Below are 18528 nucleotides of genomic sequence, written 5' to 3'. Positions count from 1 at the left end.
CATGCGCTTTTCGCTGTTCACAGTGCTGGCAGTGCTCGCTTTGGTGACCGTCGCGGCCGGCGGCGCCGTCGCGAGCCCACAGCCCACGGCCCAACGTACCGACACTCCGAACGCCACCGCGACGCCAGCGGCCTCGACGACGACCGCGACGACCACGTCGACGAGCTCACCGACGGCGACGCCGACCCCGACGCCGACCGGGACGCCCCGGCCGACCGCCGACGACGTGCTCGACGACGTGGACCCATCGAACGCGACCCTCGACGACGTGCGGACCGTCGCCGGGTGGGTCCGCTCCGAGGGCGGCGAGCGCGGCGGCCGCCAGGCCGACCGCGCCCGTCGGTGGCTCTCGAACGCGACCGGCGGCGGGAACATCTCGCTCCCGAACATCTCACTCGGCGGCAACGGGACCGCGACCGCGACGGCGACGCCGACCGCGACGCGGGCACCGACGGCCGTCCCGGCGCCGGAGTCCGACGGCAACGTGACGCGCATCGACTCCGAGACAGCCATCGTCGCCAGCGAGTACCTGCCGCAGAACGGCATCGCGAAGGTCACTGTCCGCTCCGAGTCGGCACAGGTGATCACCTTCAGTGACGGCGGGTTCCTCGCCGACGGCGGCGGCGAAGCCGGGTTCCGCGCCGAAGCGTTCGGCGCCGGCGAGGAGTCGACCGTCGCCATCCCGGTGACCGAGTCCGGCGGGCGCGCGGCCGTCATCATCGGCACGGAGGAGACGCCGATCTACGGCGTCATCGTCAAGCAGGGCGGCGGCGGCCTCGACGTGATCCGTGAGCTATCCGGCCTGCAGGGCCTCATCATCGGCGTCGTGGTCATGCTCGTCTGGATGATCATCGCCGGGTGGAACGAACTGCGGGGCGAGCGCGGCCGTCCGGAGGTTGCCTGATGGCCGACGGACCGGCGCCGACGTTCGACTCCCGCACCGACCGCATCGTCTACCTCATCGGCGAGTTTCGGTATCTCGTCACGGGCATGGTCCTCGGCGCTATCGCCCTGGTCGCCTACTACCAGCCGTCGATTCCACAGCCGCCGACCTGGGTCGGCGCCGCGATCGTCGCCTGGCTCGTGCTCGGCATCCCCTGCTACCTCGCCGGCGTCGCCATCGCCCGCTGGTTGCGCCGGCGCAACTGGGTCGAAGTCCATCACGTCGACGGCCGTGGGACGACCGAGACCGACATCGAGAAGCACTACGTCCCGCCGGAGACGTGGCGGACCAAGACCGTCGACGGCCCCGACCCGTACCCGGTCAACGGCGGGAGCGCCTGGGCAGTGCAGGAGTACGAATATCTGGACGACATCGGCGAACTGCGGGTAAAGGGCGTCTGGCTGGAGGGTCTGGAAGACACCCAACTGTTCACCGCTCAGTCGATGATGGTCGACATGCACGGGTGGATGCTCGACCAGATCGAACGCCTCGCGGATACCCGAGCGAAGTGGTCTCGGTCGGTCACGCAGTACGAACAGGAGACAGTCAACGACTTCGCCGAGGCGCGCGAGCGCGGGACGACGCTGAAGCGGACCACCGCCCGCGACGTTTTCGAGGACATGACCGGCGACGACGAGGACATCCCGAGTCTCGACGCTGACGAGATGCCGAATATCGACGATTACACCGACGGCGAGCGCGACCGCGACCTCGACGAACGGATGGACCGCGCCCGCCAGCAGCAGGAGGATATGAACGATGACTGAAGATAGCGACCTATACACGCCAGCACAGTACGTCGAACATCTGCATGGGCATGGGCACCGAGATCCCGTCGCCGACCCGCACGCCGGGACGGTCCAAGACCCCCAGCTATCGCGGTACCTGTCGGTGATGCGGATGCACTACGACCCGCGCGAGGCCGACGAGCCCGCCGAGATGCCCGGCCAGGCCCGCGACCTCCAAGAGTGGCGCGACATCACCGGCATCGAGGCGACCGACGCCGGCCGGCACGCCATTGAGGAGGGCGATATGCAGACGCTGAAGCTACAGACCGGCGACCAGGGCCAGCAGGCCGATATTTCAGGAATGAAAGCAATCCAGAAGCTAGACGAAATCATCGAGGACCCGGCGCCCGTGATAGTGATTCTCGGCGACATGGGGACCGGAAAGACCGATTTAGGCGGTCTTATCGGCCAGCGAGCGAAGCACTTGCTCGGTATCGAGAAGGTCGCCAGCAACATCCCGACGCTGCGGGAGACCGACCAGTGGACCGACCAGGAGGGCGAGCCGCGCGACGGATTCGTTCCTGGCTTCCGGTCGTTCGAGGAGTGGGTCGAGCAGGACGGCGACCCACTCGATCAGCAGCAGTCGCCAAAGATGTTCATCGGCGATGAATTCTCGTCGGGCGGCGACGGGACCGGGAGATCGGGGTACTTCATGCGGACCAAGATGGGGCCGCTCGTGTTCAAAATTCGAAAGTACAACGGGATTCTCATCTACATCGCGCACGACCCAAGCAGCATTCACCCGCTGCTGTGGAGAGTCGGCTATATCATCCAGAAACAGTCTAAGAAGCAGGCTGTGGTCGCGGACAGGATTAAATCGGGCGAGGTGAGAGATGAACTATTCCGGATCGACGGAATTCCGCAGACTGACTGGCGCTATGATACGAAAGACCCGGCTACGTGGTCGTGGACAGGAGCGGAGGACGAGGAGAATCCCGAGCCTGGCGAAGTCGCGTATGACGTGGCGGTGTGGACCGTTCGCGCCTGTAAAGAGGACGGCCTGAGTCACCGCGAAACGGCCAAATACGTGCCGTTCGGGAAATCGTGGGTCGGCAATCGAGCGCCTGAAATCGCCGACGGAGAGCATGATGGGGCCTTGGACAGAGTGGAGGGCATAATCGCATGAGGGCGCCCGGGTGTCCACGTGTCCACGTCCACACACCCCCCGCCTACTGTATAGGGTGGTCAGGCCCACAGCCGGCTCTCGTCCCTTCGGGAGCGAGAGCGACCGATGGGCCGGGCGCGGGGCGGGGGCGGCCCGAGTATATATATAAAAGCGCGCGAGGCGCGAGGGGCGCGTAGCGATGCCGAGCCACCGCGCCAACCACTACGGGACGCTCGTCGAGCGCCAGGCCGCCGAGCGGTACCGTCTCGACTTGGAGCGGTGTAGCTGGCACGACGCGCTCCGACCCGACGGGACGCCGGTCGAAATCAAAGCGGCGAAACGGACCCACGCAGACGGTCAACCGGGGAACTTCAAGATATATGATAGGTATCACGAACAACTGAGAGGGGCCAACGGGTGGTACGTCTTCGCTCCCTACCGGGTTCGAGGCCGCGGTGTCGAAGTTCTCGCCTGGGAGATGCGACACTCGTCACGACTCCCGCGCCTGGAGTGGCACGGCGGCGGCGACCACCGCGATGCCCAGCAGGCCAAACTCCCGATCGGCGCTATCTTCGATTGACTCCTCCCCCAATTTTTCGCGCGCCCCCAAGGGGGCGGAAATTTCGCGCGCTCCGCAAAAGGCGTGCGGTGTATTTTGGACAAGTGGCCTTAGCCACACCCCTAAGACGGAACCAAACCCCCCGGGTTGGGTTCCGTCGCGGCGGCGACACCCAGCTGGCGCTCGTTGACCCGGGCGATGACGACCGAGATCACGCAATCACGGCACTGGCGCGCGAAAATACCCCGAAAATAGGTACGAACGACAGTGATGCCTCTACTCGGGCGGGCTGCTACCCGGTGTTCAGGAACCGCCAGGCGTCGCTGATCGAACCGTCACCGAACCGGACTCGCGCCTCGCGGTATCGCTGCTCGGGCATCCCCGCGTCCGTCCAGACGCGGAAGCCCTCGCGGATGGACTCACCCACGTCGCTGGCGACCGTCGCGTTGAACCGGAGCGTCATCCGGGCGTCGCGGGCGTCGTCTACGTCGACACCGTGGCGGGCGGCCCACGCGATGAACGCGCTCATCGTCTCCTCCAGCCCGCGCTCGGCGGCTTCCATCGCCTTCGCCGTCGCGTCGACCGCGCGTTCAAGTCCCTCGCGCGCCTCGTCGACCGCGGCGTGGACCATTTCCGCGACGTACTCCGACCGAAGCGACACCGACGAATACTCGCGCTCGACGAGATCGTCCATCTCTCGCAGGGCTCGCCGGACGGACTCGACGTGCCGGCCGTGAACGTCCGCGATATCCGCCGGCGCCACCTGGCCGCCGTCCGTCACCAACGTCTCCATCGCCTCCCACTGCACGGGTGAGAGCCCGTCAGCGAGGTGGCGCACGACGACGCTCTCCTGGGACTGTTCGACCCGCGTCAGGTCCAGCCCGATGGGGTCGGGACCACCCTCGTCGACGGCGGGCTCGAAGTACGCGTCAGCGACGAACGGCCCATGCCCATCGCTCGGCGCTACGTCCAAGCCGGCGTCGGCCAGCACCGACAGCACCGTCTGGTCGAGTTCCCGCTGGAGTCGGTCGAGGTCGCGCCAGCGGACCGTCTCGTCGTCGTCGAGTAGCGACGCCTGGAGCGACGCGCCGACCTTCGGATGGGCGAGCGGGTGGTCGTCGGGGACCGACAACGCCTCGCGGGCGTAGTAGTGCTTCACCTCTTTGGGGAGCGCGTGGTCGGGAAACGCCTCGCGGACGCGACTCGCGTCGAGCGTGGCCGTGTGGTAGTAGCCGGGTAGGTTCCGGCCGCGCTTGTCGTCGTCGTTCTGAACGACCTTGCGGTAGCCTGAGCGGTCACTTTCGAGTAGGTGCCCCATCGCCGCCAGTGGACCGTCGCGGGCGTGGACGGGACCGCTGGCATCCTTGTGGGCCCGCGCGTACCGCTCGGCGTCCTGAATGTTCGAGTAGGGGTGCGGGTCCTCGAAGTACCGCGTCGCGATACCCAGGACTCCGGCCGCTCGCCGGAGCAACTGCGGGTAGCGCTCGAACGCGATGTTCGACCCCTTCACCCGGACGTTCACGCCCTCGCCGAAGCCGTCGGGGACGGGAATCTCGACGCGCGTGCCGTCGCCCTTCTCGCCTTTCATCCCCGGCCAGCGGGGCGCGACGTGGGCGGTGAAGTCCTGTTCTCCCACGGAATCCTCGGAGGGGTGGCGCATCACCTTGATGCGGTACTCGCGGATCGTCTCGATGCGGAAGTCGGTTCCCTGCGGAGTCTGACCGCCGGGGTGGACGATGTTGCTCTCTTGGTAGGACAGCCGGGCTACCCACCGCTGGCCGTCGGCGTGGAACTCCTCACTCCGGGAGCCACCCGCCTGTTTGACGGCGCTATCCAGCCCGAAAAACGGGGCGAGCCCGTTATCGTTAAACAACAGGTTCGCGTTAAATTCGTGTGGGGCGAGTTGGACCGTCTTCACCTTCGCTCACCCCTCACGCTCGACTTCAGCGACGGCGCGCTGGACTCGCGCCTCGCTTTCTGCGACCGGCTGCTGACCGCCCCAGTCCCAGCGGACGCGCTGGCCCGCCTCAACGTCGTACAGGCGGGAGGCGCGGATGAACTCGGTCACGCGGCCTCACCCCCGTCGAGACGGCGCCGAGCGCGGCGTAGGAGGTTCCCGACGGTCCCAGCGGAGCGGCCGGTCTTACGGGCGTACTCGCGCATCCCGTAGCCGTCCTGTACGACCGCCTCGTACACCTCCCGCTGGGCGTCCGACAGCGCCGACAGGTCCTCCTCGTACTCGAAGAGTGACGACTGGTAGGTCACCACCACTCACTCCCGAAACACTCCGGGTTCCCGCACAGGCTGTAGTGGGGATACGCCGCGACGGGAACGTCGGTGAACTCGGCGTCCGAACGGTACTCCGCTTCGACACAGGCCGGCTCGGGCTCGTCGGCGTCGGGGTCGAGCCGGTGGAGCGTGTCGGCGTACTGCGACCGGTTCCGCACGGCCGTCTCCACCTTGACGCGCGGCTCGCTCGTCGCGCGCTGACTCACGCCGACCCCTCCGTTTCAACTACAAAATTCGCAGGACGGCGTGGTTCCGCCACTTGCTTCCAGTTGAACTCACCAAATCGGTCCGGTTTTCCCGAACCGGATTCCGGGAGTAGCCGGCCCACAGCCCACGCAAGCGGCCGCGTAGCTATCTGTTGTAGTTCAACGGGATTCCAAGTCCGCCCTCCCCGATTTGAACGGGGGGCAAGTCGATCTACAGTCGACTGCTCTACCAGTCTGAGCTAAGGGCGGGCGCACTTGCAGGTAGCCGCCGTGTCGGACTTAACCGTTTTGACTCGCGCCGGGAGTGGGAGAGTGACCCAGCCACGCCGGTCCGGGGTGCGACAGACACGCGTCAGACACTGCGGGAAGATTGAAATACCCGGGCGACGACGGATCTGACGAGTCGGATGAGCAAGATAACCTTCCGCGCGGACGACGATCTCATCGAGCGACTCGAGGGGTTCGACGCCTCGAAGAGCGAGATCATGCGGGAGGCCCTGCGGGAGTACCTCGGCGAGGCGTCGGACACGCGACCGAGCGCGACGGCGACCGAGTCGACGCCGACCGCCGAGCCGTCGGACACGAGCGAGTCGATCGACGACCTCATCGCCGAGCGCGTCGACGCCATCGTCGCCGACCGGCTGGACGGCGCGTTTACGCCGAGCCAGCCCCAGGACATCAACGTAAACATCGCTCTCGACGGCGAAAACGCCGCAGCTAGCCGACCGGACGCCGACGCGTCCCCGGCCCCAGCGGCCGAGGCGTCGGGCGTCGATCCCGGTCGTAAGACAGGCGCGGACGCGGGCGAAAACGCGCCCGACGACGCGGAACGCTCGTGTGGCAAATGCGGCGAGAACGTCTCCGCTGGGCACGTTTACTGCCCGAACTGCGGGGAGAAGGCGTCCCACCGCGTCTTCTGTGACTGCGGGGACGAACTCCGGTCGGACTGGGCCTTCTGCCCCAGCTGCGGCCGACGCACCCCCGCGGCCGACGTGCTCGACCAATCCTGAATACGCCGCAAACGCCACACAGAGGCTATTAAACGGCGTAAACGAGCAAGTGTATGACGCTCGCCGTTACCTTTATAACCCTACACCCAGATGTAATTCCTGCGTAAGACGGTCGTCTTACACGGGCCGCGGCGCGGACGTGTGACCCGCGCCATCGTGCGATTACGTCGGATGGGAGTACGAAGTCGCCGTGTAAGACGAACGGGCGACCGCGTCCACGGCTGCCGTCTTACCCAAAGGGGAACATCAAACATGGAGCGTGTGACACTACGGATTCCGAAGCAGCAGATCGAAGAGGTCGAGCGAATGGTCGAAACGGGGGAGTACCCCAACCGGAGCGAAGCCATCCGGGCGGCCGTCCGCGAGAAACTAAACGAGCAGGACGGGAGCAAGGAGCGCCCGTCGGAGAAACGGAAGCGCCGCAGCTTCCAGAGGGCCTGACCGATGCAGGATATCGTCAAGGAGGCCCTCGAACGGGACGAGGCCGAACAGAAGCAGATGGACGAGCAGGAGGGCGACGGGTTCGGTGACCCCCGGATCGTCATCGTCGGTTGCGGTGGCGCGGGGAACAACACCGTCAATCGCCTGTACAACATCGGCGTCGACGGTGCCGACACCGTCGCCATCAACACCGACAAGCAGCACCTGCAGATGATCGAGGCCGACACGAAGATCCTGGTCGGCAAGTCGCTGACCAACGGTCTCGGCGCCGGTGGCGACCCCGAGATGGGCAAGCGCGCCACCGAGATGGCTCAGGGCACCATCGAGGAAGTCCTGGGCGACGCCGACCTCGTGTTCGTCACCGCCGGCATGGGCGGCGGGACGGGAACCGGCGCGGCGCCGGTCGTCTCGAACATCGCCAAAGACCAGGGCGCTATCGTCGTCGGGATGGTCTCGACGCCGTTCAACGTCGAGCGCGCCCGCACGGTCAAGGCCGAGAAGGGTCTCGAGACCCTCCGCAGCGAGGCCGACTCCATCATCGTGCTGGACAACAACCGGCTGCTGGACTACGTCCCGAACCTGCCCATCGGCAAGGCCTTCTCCGTGATGGACCAGATCATCGCCGAGACGGTCAAGGGCATCTCGGAGACGATCACCCAGCCCTCGCTCATCAACCTGGACTACGCCGACATGACCGCCATCATGAATCAAGGTGGCGTCGCCGTCATGCTCGTCGGCGAGACCCAGGACAAAAACAAGACCGAGGAAGTCGTCAAAGACGCGATGAACCACCCGCTGCTGGACGTGGACTACCGCGGGGCCACCGGCGGCCTCGTCCACATCACGGGCGGTCCGGACCTCGCGCTGAAGGAGGCCGAGGGCATCGCGCAGAACATCACCGAGCGCCTCGACGCCAGCGCCAACGTCATCTGGGGCGCGCGCATCGAGGAGGAGTACAAGGGCAAGGTGCGGGTCATGGCAATCATGACCGGCGTCAAGTCCGCGCAGGTCCTCGGTCCGACGACCCAGAAGCAGGCCGACAAGTCCCGTCAGGCGCTCGACGACGTGGACGACTCGACCTTCGACGCCAGCGAGAACGTCGACACCGAGTTCGGCGACTCCGGCGGCATGGGCGGCGGTAGCGGCCACGGCGGTGCGGGCGGTAACTCGGGCGGCGAGCCCGACTACGGCCACACCGACGGCGGCCGCGACAACTTAGAGAAGAACAACGGGCTGGACGTCATCCGCCCGGATTAAGGCTCCCGAGTCGGCCCACTGGAGACCCCTCCACCGGTTCCAGGGACCGCTCGACCCACTCTCTCTTTCCGTTTCCGACCGGTCAGTGACGACGCCGACCGGCTCGCGGGTGCTCGTCCGACAGCGGAGCGCCGCGGCTCGTCACACGATGTCAGACAGCGGAGACAGTGACGACGCGAGCGTCGGTGGCGGGTGACGCGGCGCGGAAGGAACCGGTCAGACCGCTTCCAGCGCGTCCAGGAGGTCGCACTTCCGGCAGGTCTGCCGGCCGGTCGGCGCGCCACAGACCTCGCACTCGCCGTAGTCGGGCGACTCCGTCCCGCCGAACGCCGACGCGGCGAGCGCCGCGAACTGCTCGTAGCCGGCCATGATCGAGTGACGCGTGCCGGGGTGGTTGTCCTCCATCCCGAGCAGTAGCTCCTGGATCTCTCCCCGATACGCTTCCTCGGCGTGGGGGCACTCGGTGATGTGAGCGGGCAGGTCCCGGAGGTGGGCGTACAGCGCCACCTCCTTCTCGGGCACGTCCCGCAGCGGCTTGGCCCGCGGGACGTGGTGCTCTTGGGCGTGGCGCGGCCGCTCGGTCGGGTCCGCGGGCGGGTCGACCGGGTCGCCGTTGTGGTCCTCCTCGGGGAACGGCCCCAGCGACGCGTCGTAGTGGCTGGCCATCTGCCCCACGTCGCCCTCGAAGACGTTCATCAGTGCGGTCTGAGCCTCGTCGTCGAGGTTGTGCCCCGTCAACAGTTTGTCCGCGGCCAGCTTCTCGGCGTAGCGTTCGAGGGCGTCGCGGCGGAAGACGCCGCAGTAGGCGCAGGCGGCCATCCCCTCCGGGTCGTCTTCGACCACGTCGTCCATCTCGACGCCGAACTCCTCGGCGTAGGAGACGACCTCGTGGCGGATCTCGAGGTCGGTGGTGAGTTCCTCGCAGGCGTCGATCGACTCGTCGCGGTAGCCCTCGATCCCCTCGTGGATCGAGAGGGCGACGAGTTCGACCCGCGGGTCCTCGCGGAAGGTGTCGTGGAGGATCTCGGTGAGGACGACCGAGTCCTTCCCGCCGGAGAGGCCGATCACCCAGGTCTCGGGCTCGTCGGGCGTCGCCGAGCGGGCGAGGAGGTTGTCCTCGCGGACGCGCCGACGGACCCGGGTCTCGACGGTTCGACAGAAGTGGTCTTCGCAGAGGTGCAGCCCGGAGTAGGCGGCGTGCATCACCGCGGCCGACCCGCACTTGTCGCAGTCCATCGCCCCGACCTATCGCGGCGACGGGTGTCAGGGTTTCGCTCCCGACTCGCCGCCGGGGGCGCCCGTCGTCGGCCGCCCGTGTTACCGTCAGGCGAGCGCTCACTCGGCGGGCGGCTCGTCGATTCCATCGTCGGGCTCGCAGGGCACCGTGACGGTGACGGTCGTGCCGCCGTCCACGTCGACGGACACCTCGCCGTCGGCCCAGTGGACCAGCCAGGTGACCAGCCAGAGGCCCAGTCCCGCCCCGTGCTGGGTCGGCGTCTCGACGAAGCTGTCGGTGAGGACGCGGCGCTCGACCGCCGGCATCCCGGGACCGTCGTCGGCGACGGTAAAGGTCACCGTCCCGTCCGCGACCGCCGCGTCGATCGCGACCGTCGGCGTCGGCGCGTCGTTGTGCGCGATCGCGTTGCGCGCGAGTTCGTCCAGCGCCACGAGCAACAGGTCGCCGTCGGGGACCGCGACCGGCACCTCGGGCGCCGCCGCCCGCACGTCCGCGTCGGGAAACTCCTCGCGGAGCGTCGTCGACACGTCTTCGAGGATGGCGCCGGCCGGCCGGGCCGCCGCCTCCTCGGGTCGCGCGCCCAGCGATGACTCGACGGCTCGCGCGTGGTCGGCCAGTTCGAGCAGCGACTCCCCGCGCCGGCGGATGCGGTCGGCCTCGGTCCGGGTCGTCTCGTCGTCGGTGCGCTCGGCGATGCGGTCGGCGTTGCCGACGACGACCGTCATCGCGTTGCGGAGGTTGTGTCGCAACACCCGGTTGAGGACGATCACCTCCGAGCGGCGCTGGGCGAGCACCTCGCTCAGGTCGTTGAACCCCGCTTCGAGTTCGACCCACTCGGTCGCGCCCGTCAGCGAGACGGTCGACCCGTAGTCGCCGTCGACCAGGGCGCCGAACCCGCCGTGGAGCCGCTCGATGTTGCCGACGAACTCGCGGTAGAGCCAGAGGCCGAGTGCAGCGATCGACAGCAACACCAGCCCGAACGCCGCGCCCTGGGCGGCCGTGGCGGCCCACAGCTGGGACTCGAAGGCCGCCCGCGTCGTCGTCGCCGAGACCGTCCAGCCCGTCCCGGCGACCGTCTCGTCGGCGACGATCAGGTCGGCGTCCGCGCCCGTCTCGGTGACCGGCCCGACCGCGTACAGCGTCGTCCCGTTCGCGCCGATCCGGATCCCCTGGGTCGGGCCGGAGTTGGCCCGAACGATCGACGCCAGGTCCCCCCGTTCGAGGTGGAACGCGGCGTTGAACGTCCCGACGGTCTCACCCGTCTCCCGGATCGGCGTGCTCACGGTCACGATGAGGTTCCCCGTCTCGGCCCTGACGGGGTCGCTGACGTAGGTTTCACCCGTCATCGCTCGCTGGAAGTACGTCCGATCGCCGAACTGTTGCCCGACGAGCCGCTCGCGGGCGCTCGTGGTGAGTCCCGCCGAGTACAGCGCCGTCATCGTCCCGTTGGCCGCGATCACGGAGGCGCCGCTGAACTCCGTGGTCCGCACGAACGACCGCAGCCGCGCCTCCTGGGGCGGCGAGCCGTGGTCGACCAGCGACGGCGCCGACCCCCACAGCTCGACCTGTCGCTCCCGCTCGGTGAGCACGGCGCCGACCTGGGTGGCCACGGACTCCGCCGAGTGGGCCAGCTCGGTCCGCTCCTGGGCGACGACCGCGTCCCGGTAGAGGACGAACCCGACCAGCGACGTGGCCGACAGCACCAGCGCCACCAGCGCCAGCGCCAGGACGAACCGCGTCCGGAGTCGCATCGCTTACCATTTTCCGAGGAGCCGCATAAAACTGCGCTCCTCCGAGATCGAGGTGTGATACCACCGCCGGCCGCGCGGCGCCATCGAGAAACCGTTTTCCCCCTCGGGCGGCTACCTCGCGTCGATGACCGACCTCTCGCGCGAGGAGGCCGTCGCCCGCGTCGAGGACCTCGTCGCCCGCGTCGACGAGGAGCCCATGCCCGTCCCCGTCAGGGAGATCTGGGTGTTCGGCGACGCCGCGCTCGGCCTCGACCCCGTCGAGCGCCTCGACATCTACCTCACGAAGGACATCCTCGTCGGCGGCGACGACAGCGACACCGACCCCCACGAGCTGGCGCTGGGCGTCGACGGCATCGGCGAGACGGTCCGGGCCGACTGGGCCGCCGAGCACACCGAGCACGTCCGCACCAACGCCAACGGCTACGCCGCCCCCGAGAAGTGCCTGGCCGCCCACCTCGTCGACGACGACGAGCCCGTCCACCTCGAAGTGTGCAACGCCTCGTTCGACGACAACGTCACCCAGCGCCTGGAGGGGGCCCTGGCCACCGGCGACTACGAGCAGATCCTCGACCCCCGCGGCGCCTGCCTCTGGGTCGACGGGCAGCGCAGCGACGAGGCCTTCCGGAAGCTGCGCGACGGCGACTTCGTCCTCCCGACGCTGTCGGGCGCCCTGGAGATGCTCGGCGCCGACCCGGACGTGGCCGAGGAGGCCGCCGACGCGCTGCGCGCCTACCGCGAGCGCCAGGAAGGCGCGACCGTCCGCGGCGACGTGGTGTGAGCGACCGCTCGCGGGGAACGTGCGAGCGGACGCGCACTCGCCGCGACGCGTGCGGTGACCGCGAAACGACCGCCTGACTGCGGTCAGGCAGTGTATAACAATCGGTCGCGACCGCGTCCGTCGCGGTATGCTCCTGTGGGCGATCCTCCTCGGCGTCCTCACCTGGGCGCTCGTCACGCTGTTTTTCCTGGCGCTGGTGTACGCGTACGGCGACGGCCGCGACCGGCGGACGCGCGTGTGACCGTCGGGCCGGAGCCGCGGCCGCGGTCCCGGGCGGCTTCGCGACGGTCGCCGCGCGCGACGGTCCGACACGACTTTGCCGGTCGACTCCCTGCGGTCGGCCATGACCCGTGTCGGCGCACACACATCGATCGCGGGCGGCGTCCCCAACGCCGTCGACGAACAGCTGGAGATCGGCGGCACCTGCGGCCAGATCTTCTCCCACTCCCCGCAGGTCTGGCAGGACCCCGATATCGGCGACGACGAGGCCGCCGAGTTCCGCGAGTTGAACGAGGAACACGACCTGGGCCCGTGGGTGATCCACTCCTCGTATCTCGTCAACCTCTGCACGCCGAAAGACGACCTCCGCGAGAAGTCCGTCGACTCGATGCAGAAGGAAGTCGACGCCGCCGACAAACTCGATATCCCCTACGTCAACGTCCACCTCGGCGCCCACACCGGCGCGGGCGTCGACGGCGGCCTCGACAACGCCGCCAGCGCGCTGGACGAGTTGGCGATCCCCGACGGCGTCACCGTCCTCGTCGAGTCCGACGCCGGCTCCGGGACGAAGCTCGGCGGCGACTTCGAGCACCTCGCGGAAGTACTCGACCGCTCGGGTCAGGACCTGGACGTGTGTCTCGACACCGCCCACGCCTTCGCCGCGGGCTACGACCTCTCGACGCCCGAAGGGGTCGAAGAGACCGTCGCCGAGTTCGACGACGTGGTCGGGCTGGACCACCTGGAGTGTATCCACCTCAACGACTCCAAACACGCCTGCGGGACGAACAAGGACGAACACGCCCACGTCGGCGAGGGCGAGATCGGCGAGGACGGCATGCGCGCGTTTCTGAATCACGAGGCCCTGCTGGACGTGCCGCTGGTGCTGGAGACGCCCACCGAGGACGGCAAGAGCTTCGCGTGGAACGTCGAGCGGGTGCGGGAGCTGCGTGACGCGTAGCGAACGACAGTCGGAGTGAGCGAGCGAAACGACTGGACACCGCCCGGTCGATCGCCGGTGACCGGTAGCGACGGCGGGCGACTCCCGCGGGGATACGTCGAACCGGTCTGCGGTCACTCGGTGACGACGACGACCTCCTCGTTCGCGAGATCCACCTGTACTTCGACGGCCACCGCGCCGGTCTCGTTACGGATCTCGACCTCGACGTGGCCGTCGTAGGACTGCTCGCCGACGGTCACCGACCCGTCCCGTGTTTCGACCGTCGCGTTCTCGACCTCGAACGTCCCGACGCCCCCCACCTCGGTCCCGTTCTCCGCCGTCACGGTCCAGTTCCCGTCGACGGAGACGTTCGTCGACCGGACCCGGTCGGCGCTGATCCCGTAGATCGGTTCGACGGTGAGTTCGTACTCGTCCAGTTCGGCGACGCGCTGTCGGACTCGCTCGTCGCTCCGCGCGATCGCTTTCGCTCGCTCCCGGTCCGCGGGGGAGAGCGGCCCCTCGGCGGTCTCGACGGCCAGCCGACCGTCGGTCGCGCTCATCTCGACGGCCGTGACCCCGGTCATGTTCTCGACGACGGTGACGTTCCCGCTCGTCCCCGAGACGCTGACGCCGCTGTCCGAGACGCGGAACTCCCCGGCCGGCGCCTGGTCGGTGAGCGAGCCGCCGACGCCCAGCGCGGTCCCGGCGTAGCCGGCGCCGCCGCCGAGCACGGCGAGCGCGACCAGCGCCAGCGCCCGTAGTCGGATGTCGGTCATCGGTAGACAGTTGTCTGAAAGCCCTCATCAGCGTTCAGGTGAAAGCGCTTCGGAACGCGTTTCGTCGCTGTTTCACGGGCGTTCCGGAGGGTAACGAACCGGTGGCATTAGGGGATCGCGGAGGATGGCCGAGAACGTATGCCGCCCCTCCAGCGACGACAGCTCGCCGCGGCGGTCGCGTTCGTCGCCGCCGCGGTGGTCCTCGCAGTGCAGCTCATCACCCCCTCCCCGGTCGTCGTCTCCGTCGGCGAGAACGGGACGACCGTCTCCGAACTCGGGACGTATTTCACCCCCGAAGACATCGCGGTCGTCGCCGCCGCTGGCGCGCTACTGGGCGCGAGCGGCACGTACCTCCTCGTCGGCGACAGTTCGACCCCCGACGCGGTCAGTTCGACGGCCAGCGCCGCGACCGAGTCGCTCCCCGAGAGCGGTGCCGCCACCGTCGACTCGACCGCTCCCGAACGGTCGTCCGGACCCGAACCGAGCGACGAGCTGGTCGAAACGCGCCGGGAGGAGCTAGAGGAGACGGCGAGACGACTCTCGACCAACGAACGGGCCGTCTACGAGACCGTACTCGACGCCGACGGCGTCCTCCCGCAGACCGAGATCGTCGCCGGGACGGACTTTTCCAAGGCGACGGTCAGCCGCACGCTCGACACGCTGGAGAGCAAGGACCTCCTCGAACGCAGGCGACGGGGCATGGGAAACGTCGTCTACCTCCGGTGAAATACGTCTGAAACGGCGATCGAACGGCGATTTCGGGCGTTTCCAACGGGGATATATCCGGTCTTTCACGCAACGTGTACCCGCCGTGGCGCGGTGTCGCGCCGGAGTGCGACCGGCGACGGCGCACGCGTCACGCGAGCAGACAGATGAAACGCAAGACCCTGATCGCGTCCCTCTGCGTCGCGGCGCTCGCCCTCGGCGGCGCCTCCGTCGCCGCGGCGGATCTCGGGACGCCCGATCGACCGGTAGCACAGCACCACGACGACACCGCCGATATCACCGTCGAGGTCGTCGACCCCGACGGCGAACTGACGACCGACGAGCGCGAGCGGACCCGCTCGCTCATCCACGAGGCCGACGACGCCGTCGCGTCGCTGGCCGATCGCTTTGAGGACGGGACGGTGACCCTGAGCGTCAGCGGGGTCGACCCAAGCGATCGCGTCCACATGGACGCGAACGCATCCGACGGCGGCCCCGAGACGATCGTCGTCGCCGACCTCGGTGAGGAGTCGGTACGCGTCGAAGACGGCGCACTGATCGACGACAGCGAGGTCGTCAGCCGGACCGTCGACAGCGACAACGTCACCGTCGTCGACGGCGACCGCTCCGCGAACTGACGGCGGGCGCCGGATAGCTCCACTCCACCGCCGTCGCCGGGATCGGCGACGGTCGTTCCCTTTCGTTACCGTTCGACGGCGTCGGGGCGGTTCTGTACGCGCGGATACCTGACACCCAGCGCCGTCCAGTCGAGCCAGCGAGCGCCGGGGCGGTCGTCGGCGAGTTGGCCGTACGGCGGGTCGCCACCGGTCGGGACCCCGTCGACCGGACCGCTGGGGTCGACCGCGTCGGCGACGAACTCGACGGCGTCGTCGGTCGCCCGCCAGACGCCCGCGGCGCAGGACGGCAGCGCGACGCCGACGTTGTCGATCCCCGCCAGCGGTTCGGCGTGGGGGACGGCCCCGTCCCCGGTCCGCTGCTGGAGCGTCGCGTAGGCGTAGAACTCCAGGTCGGCGTCTTCGGCGGCGCGGTTCTTGACGGCGGGGACGAGTTCGAACAGCTTGTTGTAGCCGACTTCGACCTTCTCGGGGTCGAGCGTGCCCATCGCCTCGTCGGTCGTCTCGTCGGGGTCGACTTCCTCGGCGGCGGAGTCGTTGGTGACGTACCAGGTGACGTAGTTCTCGTCGCGATAGCGGTGCCGGCGCGGGACGACGCTCATCCCCTTGTGCGGGAGGTGCGCGCCGACCGCCGGCAGGTCCTCGGCCGGTCCGCGCACCGCGAGGACGAGCTGGTTGCGGTAGGTCACCGGGTCGAGCGACCCTCGGACCGCGCCGGCGTCGCCGCCGGCCTCCCGGAACGACTCGCTCCCCACCAGCGAGTCGACGAACCGATGGGTGCCCGTCCCGGTCGCCGCGACGACGTAGTCCGGCTCGACCTGCAGCGTGAGATCCCGATGAGTCTCGACGGTGAGCCGGTCGAGTGCGGGCGCGCCGGCCCCGTCGGCCCCGTCGCGGTCGCCCCCCGTGCCGGCGAACGCCGCGTCGGTGATGTCGCCGACGACGATGCGCTCGGCGTGGTCCGCCGCGAGCGCGCGGACGAGCGCCTCGCGGTCGACGACGTACTCGTCGATCGCGGCGACGTGCTCGCCGCTGCCCTTCGCGAAGACGGTCCCCTCGCGGTAGACCTCGTGAAGCCCTTCGACTCCCCGCTCGTCGTACTCGTAGCCGGCCTCGTCCCACCCGTCGACGAGGTGCCGGTACGGGTAGTCCGTCGAAGCGACGTACCACTCGCCGCCCTCGACGGGGACGCGGGCGTCCTCGGCGAACGGCAGCCACCGCTCGTCGACGGCCTCGCGGCGGGCGCGGTCGGGGTTCAGGTATCCCTTGGCGAGGACGCCCGGCCAGTCGAAGGTCTGGCCGGCGCCCAGCGGCGTGTTCGAGACCAGCGCCGCGGCGTACCCCCGGTCGACGAGTTCGTCCAGCAGCACGAGGCCTTGAACGCCGCCACCGACGACGAGGGCGTCCACGTCGGCAGTCGGGTACCACTCCAGGTACTCCCGTGCCTGTTCCCACAGCGTCACCCCGCGGTCGAACTCCGGCTCGTCCGCTCCCATTCGTTGTCCGGTCTTTTCGCCCGGTCCACATATGTCTGACTCCACGACTGACCGACGAACGGTCCGAAAACCGTGGCTCTCAATTGAACGAGCGCCCACACCCGGGTATGCGAGTCCCCTCTCTCGGCCGCCCGGGGCCGCTCGCGGTGGTCGCCTCGAACGCGGTGGCCCCCGTCGTCGTCCTGGCGCTCGGGTGGTCGGCGTCCGTCCTCCTCGGCGTGTTCGTCCTCGAACTCGCGGCGGTGCTGTGGTGGGCGGCGGTGAAGGTCCCCTTCGCCGCCAAGCGGCCGAACAACGCGATCGACGACCACCGGCTGCTGGGCGCGCTCCAGGCCAAACGCGGCGGGATCGACCTCCCGGGACCGCTCCCGCCGGTGTACCTCCGAAACCTACCGACGCTCGTCACGCTCGTGGTCCTCCTCGCGCCGATAGAGCTCGGCGCGGCGTTCCTCATGTTCGCGCTCGCGGACCCGACGATCACGGCCGAGACCACCGGGCAGATGCTGCTCGGTGGCGTCGGCGTCTTCGCCGCCCGCGGCGTCGAGACCGCCGCCGACTACTTCCGCGACGGCGGCTACCGCGACCACTCCCCGCGGTCCGTCGTCCTGGCCCCGTTTAAGTACGTCTTCGGCGTCGGCACGCTCCTGTTCGTCGCCGGTCCCTCCGGCGTCGACAGCGGGGCGGTGCTGGCGCTGATCGTCGCCGGCAAGCTCGTCTACGACCTCCGGACGATACAGGTCGAACGCGACCCCGACAGGCGGGGCGTCTTCTACCGACTCTACGGCAGCAAGGAGACCGAGATCGAACCCGAACCGGTCGTCGAACCCGACGGCGACCCCCTCCTCCGCGCCCGCCCCTCGCGAGCGGTCGCCGTCGCCGACGCGCTCTACCGCGGGATCCTCTACACCCTGACCAGCACCGTCGTCTTTCTCTACGCCGTCGCCGCGTTCCTCGCGGTCTTCGCGCTTCGGCTCGCGGCGGTTCCCATCGCCGTCGTCGTCGCGTTCGGGACGCTCCGAGCCGCCACTCGCTATCTCAGGTACGGCCCGCTGGAGTACCGCTGTTACGACGGCGTCCTCGTCGCCTACGACACGCTGTTCGACGAGCCCCAGCAGCGGATCGAGCGCGACGACGTACGGAGCGTCGCCGTCGAGACCGACCTCGTCGACCGGACGTTCGACACCGCCACCGTCGAGTTCGACCGCGGCGACCGGAGCCCGGAACTGCAGTTCACCGTCCCCGACCCCGACGAGGTCGAGCACGACGACACGCCCGGGTCGCTCGTGGCCCCCCACGTCGACGACCCGAAGGCCATCGCCGACGCGCTCGGCGCCGGCTGGCTCTACGAACGCGACGTCGAGTAGCCGGCTGGGGCGGACCGACCGCCGTCGACCGA

The 18528-nt window shown here is 68.8% G+C and carries 20 protein-coding genes and 1 tRNA gene; 12 read left to right on the top strand and 9 right to left on the bottom strand.

Annotated elements, in window-relative coordinates; genetic code table 11:
* Position 1: 1 nt before the first annotated feature.
* The 4 genes from HZS55_RS07715 to HZS55_RS07700 all read left to right on the top strand — a co-directional run bounded on the left by HZS55_RS07715 (position 2) and on the right by HZS55_RS07700 (position 3416).
* Complete coding sequence (locus tag HZS55_RS07715) at positions 2 to 904, top strand: hypothetical protein (RefSeq protein WP_179911116.1); 903 nt, start codon at positions 2 to 4, stop codon at positions 902 to 904.
* Positions 904 to 1710, top strand: coding sequence for a DUF2062 domain-containing protein (locus HZS55_RS07710; protein ID WP_179911115.1), 807 nt, complete (start codon positions 904 to 906; stop codon positions 1708 to 1710). Before HZS55_RS07715 ends, HZS55_RS07710 begins: the two co-directional genes overlap by 1 nt.
* The gene (locus HZS55_RS07705) at positions 1703 to 2857 is read left to right on the top strand and encodes a hypothetical protein (RefSeq protein WP_179911114.1); all 1155 of its coding nucleotides are present in this window, start codon (positions 1703 to 1705) and stop codon (positions 2855 to 2857) included. Before HZS55_RS07710 ends, HZS55_RS07705 begins: the two co-directional genes overlap by 8 nt.
* A gap of 178 nt (positions 2858 to 3035) precedes the next feature.
* A complete protein-coding gene (locus HZS55_RS07700; protein ID WP_179911113.1) occupies positions 3036 to 3416 on the top strand; it encodes a hypothetical protein in 381 nt (126 codons plus the stop codon).
* 271 nt (positions 3417 to 3687) lie between these two features.
* Here the strand turns inward: HZS55_RS07700 and HZS55_RS07695 are convergent, their stop codons facing one another.
* From HZS55_RS07695 to HZS55_RS07675, 5 genes are all read right to left on the bottom strand, one after another.
* Entirely contained in the window at positions 3688 to 5313 is a 1626-nt protein-coding gene (locus tag HZS55_RS07695) for a DUF7845 domain-containing protein (RefSeq protein ID WP_179911112.1), read from the bottom strand.
* A 6-nt stretch (positions 5314 to 5319) separates the two neighbouring features.
* Positions 5320 to 5463, bottom strand: coding sequence for a hypothetical protein (locus HZS55_RS07690; RefSeq protein WP_179911111.1), 144 nt, complete (start codon positions 5461 to 5463; stop codon positions 5320 to 5322).
* On the bottom strand, positions 5460 to 5660 hold the full coding sequence (locus HZS55_RS07685) for a sigma factor-like helix-turn-helix DNA-binding protein (protein WP_179911110.1): 201 nt from the start codon (positions 5658 to 5660) through the stop codon (positions 5460 to 5462). Before HZS55_RS07685 ends, HZS55_RS07690 begins: the two co-directional genes overlap by 4 nt.
* Positions 5657 to 5890: a hypothetical protein gene (locus HZS55_RS07680; RefSeq protein ID WP_246308383.1), complete on the bottom strand. Its 234-nt coding sequence runs from the start codon at positions 5888 to 5890 to the stop codon at positions 5657 to 5659. The genes HZS55_RS07685 and HZS55_RS07680 overlap by 4 nt, the downstream gene beginning before the upstream one ends.
* A gap of 175 nt (positions 5891 to 6065) precedes the next feature.
* Positions 6066 to 6139 (bottom strand) — tRNA-Tyr (locus HZS55_RS07675).
* Positions 6140 to 6297: 158 nt separating this feature from the next.
* Between HZS55_RS07675 and HZS55_RS07670 the strand changes: the two genes are divergently transcribed.
* From HZS55_RS07670 to ftsZ, 3 genes are all read left to right on the top strand, one after another.
* Entirely contained in the window at positions 6298 to 6900 is a 603-nt protein-coding gene (locus tag HZS55_RS07670) for a double zinc ribbon domain-containing protein (protein ID WP_179911109.1), read from the top strand.
* 252 nt (positions 6901 to 7152) lie between these two features.
* Complete coding sequence (locus tag HZS55_RS07665; RefSeq protein WP_006881776.1) at positions 7153 to 7341, top strand: ribbon-helix-helix domain-containing protein; 189 nt, start codon at positions 7153 to 7155, stop codon at positions 7339 to 7341.
* A gap of 3 nt (positions 7342 to 7344) precedes the next feature.
* Positions 7345 to 8598 carry a cell division protein FtsZ gene (gene ftsZ, locus HZS55_RS07660; RefSeq protein ID WP_179911108.1) on the top strand — a complete coding sequence of 418 codons (1254 nt, stop codon included), beginning with the start codon at positions 7345 to 7347 and terminating at the stop codon, positions 8596 to 8598.
* Between the two features lie 216 nt (positions 8599 to 8814).
* On the opposite strand, the gene ncsA is transcribed toward ftsZ, so the two are convergent.
* Positions 8815 to 9834, bottom strand: a complete 1020-nt coding sequence (gene ncsA, locus HZS55_RS07655) for a tRNA 2-thiolation protein NcsA (protein WP_179911107.1) — start codon at positions 9832 to 9834, stop codon at positions 8815 to 8817.
* Between the two features lie 99 nt (positions 9835 to 9933).
* A complete protein-coding gene (locus HZS55_RS07650) occupies positions 9934 to 11586 on the bottom strand; it encodes a sensor histidine kinase (protein ID WP_179911106.1) in 1653 nt (550 codons plus the stop codon).
* A gap of 124 nt (positions 11587 to 11710) precedes the next feature.
* Here HZS55_RS07650 and HZS55_RS07645 point away from each other — a divergent pair, with 124 nt between their 5' ends.
* The gene (locus tag HZS55_RS07645; protein ID WP_179911105.1) at positions 11711 to 12364 is read left to right on the top strand and encodes a DUF7095 family protein; all 654 of its coding nucleotides are present in this window, start codon (positions 11711 to 11713) and stop codon (positions 12362 to 12364) included.
* A 343-nt stretch (positions 12365 to 12707) separates the two neighbouring features.
* Entirely contained in the window at positions 12708 to 13541 is an 834-nt protein-coding gene (locus HZS55_RS07640; protein ID WP_179911104.1) for a deoxyribonuclease IV, read from the top strand.
* 113 nt (positions 13542 to 13654) lie between these two features.
* Here the strand turns inward: HZS55_RS07640 and HZS55_RS07635 are convergent, their stop codons facing one another.
* Complete coding sequence (locus tag HZS55_RS07635; RefSeq protein ID WP_179911103.1) at positions 13655 to 14296, bottom strand: hypothetical protein; 642 nt, start codon at positions 14294 to 14296, stop codon at positions 13655 to 13657.
* Between the two features lie 138 nt (positions 14297 to 14434).
* Between HZS55_RS07635 and HZS55_RS07630 the strand changes: the two genes are divergently transcribed.
* The gene (locus tag HZS55_RS07630) at positions 14435 to 15022 is read left to right on the top strand and encodes a helix-turn-helix transcriptional regulator (protein ID WP_179911102.1); all 588 of its coding nucleotides are present in this window, start codon (positions 14435 to 14437) and stop codon (positions 15020 to 15022) included.
* Between the two features lie 146 nt (positions 15023 to 15168).
* A complete protein-coding gene (locus tag HZS55_RS07625; protein ID WP_179911101.1) occupies positions 15169 to 15639 on the top strand; it encodes a hypothetical protein in 471 nt (156 codons plus the stop codon).
* A 65-nt stretch (positions 15640 to 15704) separates the two neighbouring features.
* On the opposite strand, the gene HZS55_RS07620 is transcribed toward HZS55_RS07625, so the two are convergent.
* The gene (locus HZS55_RS07620; protein ID WP_179911100.1) at positions 15705 to 17132 is read right to left on the bottom strand and encodes a hypothetical protein; all 1428 of its coding nucleotides are present in this window, start codon (positions 17130 to 17132) and stop codon (positions 15705 to 15707) included.
* Positions 17133 to 17239: 107 nt separating this feature from the next.
* On the opposite strand from HZS55_RS07620, the gene HZS55_RS07615 reads away from it, so the two are divergent.
* Positions 17240 to 18496 (top strand): DUF6498-containing protein, encoded by a 1257-nt coding sequence (locus tag HZS55_RS07615; RefSeq protein WP_179911099.1) that lies wholly within the window; start codon positions 17240 to 17242, stop codon positions 18494 to 18496.
* The last annotated feature ends 32 nt before the right edge of the window (positions 18497 to 18528 follow it).

The organism is Halosimplex rubrum (assembly GCF_013415885.1).
In the GTDB taxonomy this organism is placed as follows: Archaea; Halobacteriota; Halobacteria; order Halobacteriales; family Haloarculaceae; genus Halosimplex; species Halosimplex rubrum.
This window is presented reverse-complemented; position numbering and strand designations above follow the sequence as displayed.

Bases quoted from the DNA above. Each gene is read 5' to 3' on its own strand.
- ncsA (WP_179911107.1), bottom strand. From the start codon at position 9,834: ATGGACTGCGACAAGTGCGGGTCGGCCGCGGTGATGCACGCCGCCTAC.
- HZS55_RS07700 (WP_179911113.1), top strand. From the start codon at position 3,036: ATGCCGAGCCACCGCGCCAACCACTACGGGACGCTCGTCGAGCGCCAG.
- ftsZ (WP_179911108.1), top strand. From the start codon at position 7,345: ATGCAGGATATCGTCAAGGAGGCCCTCGAACGGGACGAGGCCGAACAG.
- HZS55_RS07715 (WP_179911116.1), top strand. From the start codon at position 2: ATGCGCTTTTCGCTGTTCACAGTGCTGGCAGTGCTCGCTTTGGTGACC.
- HZS55_RS07665 (WP_006881776.1), top strand. From the start codon at position 7,153: ATGGAGCGTGTGACACTACGGATTCCGAAGCAGCAGATCGAAGAGGTC.
- HZS55_RS07620 (WP_179911100.1), bottom strand. From the start codon at position 17,132: ATGGGAGCGGACGAGCCGGAGTTCGACCGCGGGGTGACGCTGTGGGAA.
- HZS55_RS07670 (WP_179911109.1), top strand. From the start codon at position 6,298: ATGAGCAAGATAACCTTCCGCGCGGACGACGATCTCATCGAGCGACTC.
- HZS55_RS07705 (WP_179911114.1), top strand. From the start codon at position 1,703: ATGACTGAAGATAGCGACCTATACACGCCAGCACAGTACGTCGAACAT.
- HZS55_RS07625 (WP_179911101.1), top strand. From the start codon at position 15,169: ATGAAACGCAAGACCCTGATCGCGTCCCTCTGCGTCGCGGCGCTCGCC.
- HZS55_RS07615 (WP_179911099.1), top strand. From the start codon at position 17,240: ATGCGAGTCCCCTCTCTCGGCCGCCCGGGGCCGCTCGCGGTGGTCGCC.
- HZS55_RS07635 (WP_179911103.1), bottom strand. From the start codon at position 14,296: ATGACCGACATCCGACTACGGGCGCTGGCGCTGGTCGCGCTCGCCGTG.
- HZS55_RS07645 (WP_179911105.1), top strand. From the start codon at position 11,711: ATGACCGACCTCTCGCGCGAGGAGGCCGTCGCCCGCGTCGAGGACCTC.
- HZS55_RS07630 (WP_179911102.1), top strand. From the start codon at position 14,435: ATGCCGCCCCTCCAGCGACGACAGCTCGCCGCGGCGGTCGCGTTCGTC.
- HZS55_RS07650 (WP_179911106.1), bottom strand. From the start codon at position 11,586: ATGCGACTCCGGACGCGGTTCGTCCTGGCGCTGGCGCTGGTGGCGCTG.
- HZS55_RS07640 (WP_179911104.1), top strand. From the start codon at position 12,708: ATGACCCGTGTCGGCGCACACACATCGATCGCGGGCGGCGTCCCCAAC.
- HZS55_RS07710 (WP_179911115.1), top strand. From the start codon at position 904: ATGGCCGACGGACCGGCGCCGACGTTCGACTCCCGCACCGACCGCATC.